At 73.2% G+C, this 6,609-nt stretch carries 7 protein-coding genes; 2 read left to right on the top strand and 5 right to left on the bottom strand.

Translation table 11 applies throughout. From position 1 onward, the window contains the following. Positions 1-43 precede the first annotated feature (43 nt). Positions 44-1,249, top strand: a complete 1,206-nt coding sequence (locus tag M3C17_RS18585; RefSeq protein ID WP_259979540.1) for a homoserine O-acetyltransferase — start codon at positions 44-46, stop codon at positions 1,247-1,249. Positions 1,250-1,252: 3 nt separating this feature from the next. Here M3C17_RS18585 and M3C17_RS18580 read toward each other — a convergent pair whose 3' ends face one another. From M3C17_RS18580 to M3C17_RS18560, 5 genes are read right to left on the bottom strand one after another with little or no spacing between them, the layout of a single operon-like run. Next, a complete protein-coding gene (locus M3C17_RS18580) occupies positions 1,253-1,858 on the bottom strand; it encodes an NUDIX hydrolase (protein ID WP_259979539.1) in 606 nt (201 codons plus the stop codon). Between the two features lie 9 nt (positions 1,859-1,867). Further along, the gene (locus tag M3C17_RS18575) at positions 1,868-3,097 is read right to left on the bottom strand and encodes an MFS transporter (RefSeq protein ID WP_259979538.1); all 1,230 of its coding nucleotides are present in this window, start codon (positions 3,095-3,097) and stop codon (positions 1,868-1,870) included. A 9-nt stretch (positions 3,098-3,106) separates the two neighbouring features. Beyond that, positions 3,107-3,439, bottom strand: a complete 333-nt coding sequence (locus M3C17_RS18570) for a thiamine-binding protein (RefSeq protein ID WP_259979537.1) — start codon at positions 3,437-3,439, stop codon at positions 3,107-3,109. A 4-nt stretch (positions 3,440-3,443) separates the two neighbouring features. Beyond that, positions 3,444-4,682 (bottom strand): hypothetical protein, encoded by a 1,239-nt coding sequence (locus tag M3C17_RS18565; RefSeq protein WP_259979536.1) that lies wholly within the window; start codon positions 4,680-4,682, stop codon positions 3,444-3,446. After that, on the bottom strand, positions 4,679-5,512 hold the full coding sequence (locus M3C17_RS18560; RefSeq protein ID WP_259979535.1) for an ADP/ATP-dependent (S)-NAD(P)H-hydrate dehydratase: 834 nt from the start codon (positions 5,510-5,512) through the stop codon (positions 4,679-4,681). The genes M3C17_RS18565 and M3C17_RS18560 overlap by 4 nt, the downstream gene beginning before the upstream one ends. 55 nt (positions 5,513-5,567) lie before the next feature. Between M3C17_RS18560 and M3C17_RS18555 the strand changes: the two genes are divergently transcribed. Further along, the coding region (locus tag M3C17_RS18555) for an NADH:flavin oxidoreductase/NADH oxidase (RefSeq protein WP_259979534.1) at positions 5,568-6,609 on the top strand (1,042 nt) is incomplete at its 3' end.

Below are 6,609 nucleotides of genomic sequence, written 5' to 3'. Positions count from 1 at the left end.
TAACGTGCGACCGTCGCCAGCGCCGCCGGGCGAGAATGGAGACATGGACTGGCAGACGACCTCCGAGGACACGGTGCCGTCGGCACCCGTGACGGAGGCCGACGTCCGGCTCCTCCGTGCCCGCCCTCCCGCCACCGGCGCGTGGCGCGACGGCGACCCCGTCGGCGGGCGGCGCTTCGCGGCGTTCGGCGCCTTCCGCACCGAGAGCGGCGCCGAGCTGCCCGGCATCCGCATTGCCTACGAGAGCTGGGGCGAGCTGAACGCCGCGCGCGACAACGCCGTGCTGGTGCTGCACGCCCTCACCGGCGACAGCCACGTCCGCGGCGAGGCCGGTGCGGGGCATCCGACGGCGGGATGGTGGCAGGACATCGTGGGTCCCGGCGCCGCGATCGACACGGACGAGTGGTTCGTCATCGCCCCCAACATGCTCGGCGGCTGCCAGGGTTCGACGGGACCGGCGAGCATCGCACCGGACGGCTACGAGTGGGCCTCCCGCTTCCCCTACCTCACGATCCGCGACCAGGTCGCCGCGCAGGTACGGCTCGCCGATGCGCTCGGCATCGACACCTGGGCGGCCGTGATCGGCGGGTCGATGGGCGGCATGCACGCCCTCGAGTGGGCGGTCGCGCATCCGGAGCGTGTGCAGCGGCTCGCCGTGCTGTCCTCCCCGCCGGTGACCACAGCCGACCAGATCGCGCTCAACACCGTGCAGCTGGAGACCATCCGGATGGACCCGCGATTCCAGGGCGGCGAGTACTACGACCTCGCCGACGGTGACGGCCCCCACCGCGGCCTCGCGCTCGCGCGGCGCATGGCGCTGCTGAACTACCGCAGCCCGATCGAGCTCAACCAGCGGTTCCAGCGCTCCTGGCAGTCCGACGTGTCACCGCTCGGGCACGGGGGGCGCTTCGCCGTCGAGTCGTACCTCGACTTCCACGGCAACAAGTTCACGCGCCGCTTCGACGCCAACAGCTACATCGCCCTGGTCGAGGCGATGAACTCGCACGACGTCGGGCGCGGACGCGGCGGCGTGGAGGAGGCGCTGCACGCGGTGACCGCGACCACGCTGGTGCTCGGCATCGACAGCGACCGCCTGTTCCCGGTCGACGGCCAGCAGCGCATCGCCCGCAGCATCCGCACGGTGCTCGGCGGCGAGGCGGTCGTGCTCGCCAGCGACTTCGGCCACGACGGCTTCCTGATCGAAACCGATGCCGTCGGCGAGCACCTCGGGCGACTGCTCGCGAGCTGAGCCTCACGCGGGCGCGAAGCTCCACGGCAGCGCGGCGGCGTCGAGCGTGCCCTGCTCCCACGCGAAAGCCCGCCCGCCCTCGCGCACGCGCGTCTGGAACAGCTCCGCCGCGCCGGCCGACGCGAGCGCAGCGGACGCCTCGTCGTGCATCGACAGCCGGTGCAGCGTGACCCAGGTGGGCGGGAACAGCCTCCACTCCCCCGTCGCGTGGCGGCCGAGCGCCTCCGCCGGGGTGACCCAGGCCAGCTCGGCGACCTCCGGTTCGGACGGCACAGCCTCGGCCTCCGGAGCCTCGGCGAGGAAGAACCACGTGCGGATGCGGACCGGGGCTTCGGCGGGCGGCCGCCACTCCGACAGCGGCACAAGCCCGTCGATGACCAGTCCGACCTCCTCGGCGGTCTCGCGCACGGCAGCTCGCCGCGCGTCGTCCAGGCGGTCCGCGCCGTCGCGACGGTCCTGCTGCTCGACCTTGCCTCCGGGGAACACCCAGGCGCCCGCGAAGGACCCGCGGTCCGGCCGCCGCAGCAGCAGCACGCGGAAGCCGTCGTCGGAAGGGCGCAGGAGCACGGCGGTCCCGGCCAGCGGCAGGTCGTCGTCGGGGATCGTCACCCCGTCACTCTACGACGCGAGCACCGGGACCGAGGCGGCGCGGCGCGTCTCCACGCGGTACGACAGCAGCGCGATGAGCAGGCCCGCGACCGCGAGCACCGCGCCCGTCCATGCCGGGGCCGTGAAGCCCCAGCCGACCGCGATGACGACGCCGCCGAGGAACGCCCCCAGGCTGTTGCCGATGTTGAGCGCGGAGTGGTTCATGGCCGCCGCGATCGACTGGTTGTCGCCGGCGACGTCCATCAGCCGCGTCTGGATGGTGGGGCTGAGCACCGACGAGACGAAGCCGACCAGCACCACGAGCAGGCTGAGGCTCACGATCCAGAACGACAGCACCGCGAGCAGAGCGAACACGACGCCCATCGCGGCCAACCCGAACAGCAGCGTGCGGCGGAGGTCGATGTCGGCGAAGTGCCCGCCGACGAGGTTTCCCGCGGTCATGCCGAGGCCCATCAGCACGAGCACGATCGGCACGACCCACTCGGGCGACCCCGCGACCTCGGTCACGAGCGGGGCGATGTAGCTGTAGACCGCGAAGAAGCCGCCGAAGCCGATCGCACCGACGCCGAGCGTGAACCACACCTGTCCGATGCGGAACACCCCGAGCTCCGCGCGCATCGTGCGCCCAGGATCGCCGGGATGCTCGGGCACGAACAGGGCGATGCTCACCGTGGCGAGCGCGAAGACGAGGGCGACGACGGCGAAGGCGGCACGCCACCCCCACTGCTGCCCGAGGAATGTACCGAGCGGCACGCCGACCACATTCGCGACCGTGAGCCCGGTCAGGATGAAGGCCACGCCTTTCGCCCTGTTGCCCGGACCCATCACCTCGGCCGCGACGAGAGCGCCGATGCCGAAGTACGCCCCGTGCGGCAGCCCGGCGAGGAACCGGGACACCCCGACCAGCTCGAACGTCGGGAGCACCACCGTGAGGGCGTTGAAGACCGTGAGCGCGAGGGCCAGCACGATCATCACCCGGTGCCGCGGATAGCGGGCGGCGAAGCCCGCGATCGTGGGAGCGCCGATCACCACGCCGAGCGCGTACAGCGAGATGAGCCAGCCGGCCTGACTGAGCGCGTCCTCTTGGCTCGTCGCCCACACGGACGGGAGCAGGTCGGCGGCGATGTTCGGGAGCAGCCCCATGACGACGAACTCGGTCATGCCGATGCCGAAGCTGCCGATGGCGAGAGAGAGGAGCGCCCTCTTCGCCGCACCCCTCGAAGCGGTCGAGGGATTCACCGGATCAGCTTAGCGGTCGGCGGACTCCTCGATCGCCGCCTCCAGCCGCTCGACCTTGGCGTCGAGCTCGCCTGTGTAGCCCGGGCGGATGTCGGCCTTGAGCACGAGCGAGACGCGGGAGCCGAAGGGCATCACAGCCTCGGTCGCACGCTTGACCACGTCCATCACCGTGTCCCAGTCCGGGCCCTCGATCTCGGTGAACATGCTCGTGGTCCGGTGCGGGAGACCCGATTCACGGATCACCCGCACGGCGGCGGCGACCGCGTCATGCACGGAGGCGTCGGCGCGCTCGGCCCCGTCCGCGGGGGTGCCGCTGGGGGCGACGGAGAAGGCGATCAGCATGGGTTCACTCCTTGGTTCGGTGAGGGCGGAGGGCGGGCACCCGCACGAGGGCGCGGATGCCGAGGACGAGCAGGACGAGCAGCAGGGCGTTGCGCACCGTGAGGAGCAGCACCGGCGCGGCTTCCGCGCGCAGCAAGGCGTCGTAGCCGAGCGGGTAGACGAGGCAGGTGAGCAGGCACAGCGCGAGGACCAGCACCGCCGGCACCCTCGCACGTGCCCTGTCGATCACGAGCCACAGCAGCACCGGCGCGATCAGCCAGGTCTGGAACTGCGGAGAGCCGACCTTGTTGCCGACGATGAGCGTCGTGACGAGCACCAGCGCCAACGGCGGGAACAACCGGGCGAACGACGCTCCCCGCGCGGCCTTCACGGCGCCGAGCACCGCGAGCGCGACCACCCCGACCGCCATCAGAGGCGTGAGCACAGCGGCGACCGCATCCACGCCGGGCGCCTCGATCTGGAAGGTGAGGATGTCGAAGCTGTACTCGATGCGCGCTGCACCGGCCACCGCGAGCCACAGGAAGGGGGTCGCCGCCACCGCCTCGATCTGCAGGCCTCTGCCGGTCTGCGCGGACAGGAAGCCGAACAGCTCGCTGTCCGCTCCGAGCAGCAGGAGTCCGAGGATCACGGCCGCCGTCACCCCCGCGGCGGCGAGGACCATGCGCAGCCGCGCGCGGCTCGCGACGACTGCCGCGACGACCAGCGCCCCCGGCCAGATCTTGATCCACGCCGCCACCGTCAGCAGCGCCGCGGCGAGGGCGGGCCGCGAGACCAGCCAGAGTCCCGCCAGCACGGCGATCGGCACGGTCACCGCGTCGATGCGGTACAGCGCGATCGGCCCGAGCAGCAGCAGCGCGAAGCACCAGAACCACGCCGCCGCCTGTCGCGCGCGCGGAGGGCGACGGCCCACGAGCACCCCGAAGGCCACCGCGTCGAGGGCCGTGACCAGCACCGCCCATGCCACCAGATAGGCCGAGGCGGCGCCGAGCGCGGGCACGAGCGGCGTCGCGATGCCCGCAGTGAGCAGCATCGGCAGCAACGCGAGCTGCGGGTACACCCAGGTCTCGGTCACGCCGACGACGGGTCCCCCGCCGAGCGCCGCCGACGCCCACGGCTGATACACCAGCACCACATCGCCCATCGGCTGGCTGGGGTACACCCACCCCACCCACGCGGTCACCAGGTGCGCGAGGAGGAAGACGGCCCAGAGCACGAGGGTCCCCGGGCGGACCCGCCCCCTCACGACAGAACGTCCGCGATCGCGGACGGCAGTGCCTCCGCGACGTCCAGTGCGACGATCGGATGACCGGGAACCCCATCGCGCACCCCGGCGGCGATGCGGGCGGCATGCCCGTGGATCCAGGCCGCGGAGGCGGCGGCCTCGGCCAGCGGTGCGCCGGGGTTCGCCGCGATCACGGCGCCCAGGACGCCCGCCAGCACATCGCCGGTGCCCGCCGTCGCGAGCCAACCCGTGCCCGCGTCCACCGCGAGCACCTCACCGCCCGGCGCCGCGATCAGCGTGCGGGCGCCCTTGCGCAGCACGGTGCCGCCGAGCTTCGCGGCGACCTGTCGCACGTCGTCCGTCGGCTCGCCGTCGTCCGGACCGATCCTCAGCCGCTCGCGCAGCCGGGCGAACTCCCCCGCGTGAGGGGTCACCACGAACGGCGCACGCGCGCCGGGGGCGAGATCGAGGGCGCCCGCGTCGATGACCACGGGGGCCGCGCCGGAGAGGATCTCCCGGAGGGCCCTGGCCTCGTCCTCGCTGCGGTCGGCGGGATCCGTTCCCGAGCCGATCACCCAGGCGTCGATGCGCGTACGACCGGTGTCGGGCCCGCCGACGGTCTCGGGGCGGCGCGCGAGTACGGCGTCCACCACCCGCTGAGCGCCCGCGAAGCGCACGAAACCGGCGCCCGAGCGCCACGCCGCCTCGACCCCGAGGACGGCGGCGCCGGGATACGCGGGCGAGCCGGTGCGCAGACCGACCACGCCCCGGCTGTACTTGTCGTCCTCGCGCGTGCCGGCCCGGAAGTACCTGGCCGTGTCGCCGCGTGACCACTCGCGCGCATCGCTCATGCCTCCACGTTAGCGGGCGGCCCTGGCCCCGGTGGCGGGACGGTAGCGTCGAACCGTGAGTCTCCTCTTCGCCCCGCTGACCATCCGCTCGACCACCTTCCGCAACCGCCTCTGGGTATCCCCGATGTGCATGTACAGCGCCGTCGACGGGGTCGCGCAGGAGTGGCATCACGCGCATCTCGCGCAGTTCGCCTCGGGCGGTGCGGGGCTCATCGTGGCGGAGGCGACGGCCGTGGTCCCGGAGGGCCGGATCTCCCCCCGCGACCTCGGCCTGTGGGACGACCGGCAGCGCGACGCGCTCGCGCCGATCGTGCAGGCCGTGCACGACCGCGGCTCCCTGGCCGGCATCCAGCTCGCGCATGCCGGCAGGAAGGCGTCGACGTGGTGGCCGTGGGCGCCGGAGCGCGGTTCCGTTCCCCCTGCCGAGGGCGGCTGGACCACCGTTGCCCCCTCGGCCGTGGCGTTCGACGGATTCGCCGCCCCGCACGCCCTGGACGGCGCCGGTATCGACCGCGTGGTGGAGGCCTTCGCCACGGCAGCCCGCCGTGCGCTCGACGCGGGATTCGACGTGCTGGAGATCCACGGCGCGCACGGCTATCTGCTGCACCAGTTCCTGTCCCCGCTGGCGAACCTCCGCGAGGACGAGTACGGCGGCTCGCTCGAGAACCGTGCACGACTGCTGCTGCGGGTGGTGGACGCGGTGCGCGCGGTCGCGGGGCCGGCAGTGCCGCTGTTCGTGCGGATCTCGGCGACGGATCACGCCGAGGGCGGCTTCACCCCGGAGGAGGCCGCAGCGGTCGGCGACTGGGCGACGGAGCGCGGCGCCGACCTCATCGACGTGTCCAGCGGCGGGCTGGTCGCACACCAGAGGATCAGCGTCTCCCCCGGCTACCAGGTGCCGCTCGCGGAGACCGTGCGGCAGGGCGGGCGCATCCCGGTGTCCGCCGTGGGGCTCATCACCGCGGCGGCACAGGCGGAGCAGGTGCTGGCCGACGGTGCCGCCGATGCGATCTTCGCGGGCAGGGAGTGGCTGCGCGATCCGCACTTCGCCCTCCGCGCCGCCCACGAGCTCGGCGTCGACGTGCCGTGGCCGCCGC

Source organism: Microbacterium sp. p3-SID336 (genome assembly GCF_025143365.1).
GTDB lineage: Bacteria > Actinomycetota > Actinomycetes > Actinomycetales > Microbacteriaceae > Microbacterium.
The sequence above is the reverse complement of the archived record's forward strand: the minus strand, read 5'-3'. Positions and strand labels throughout refer to the sequence as shown.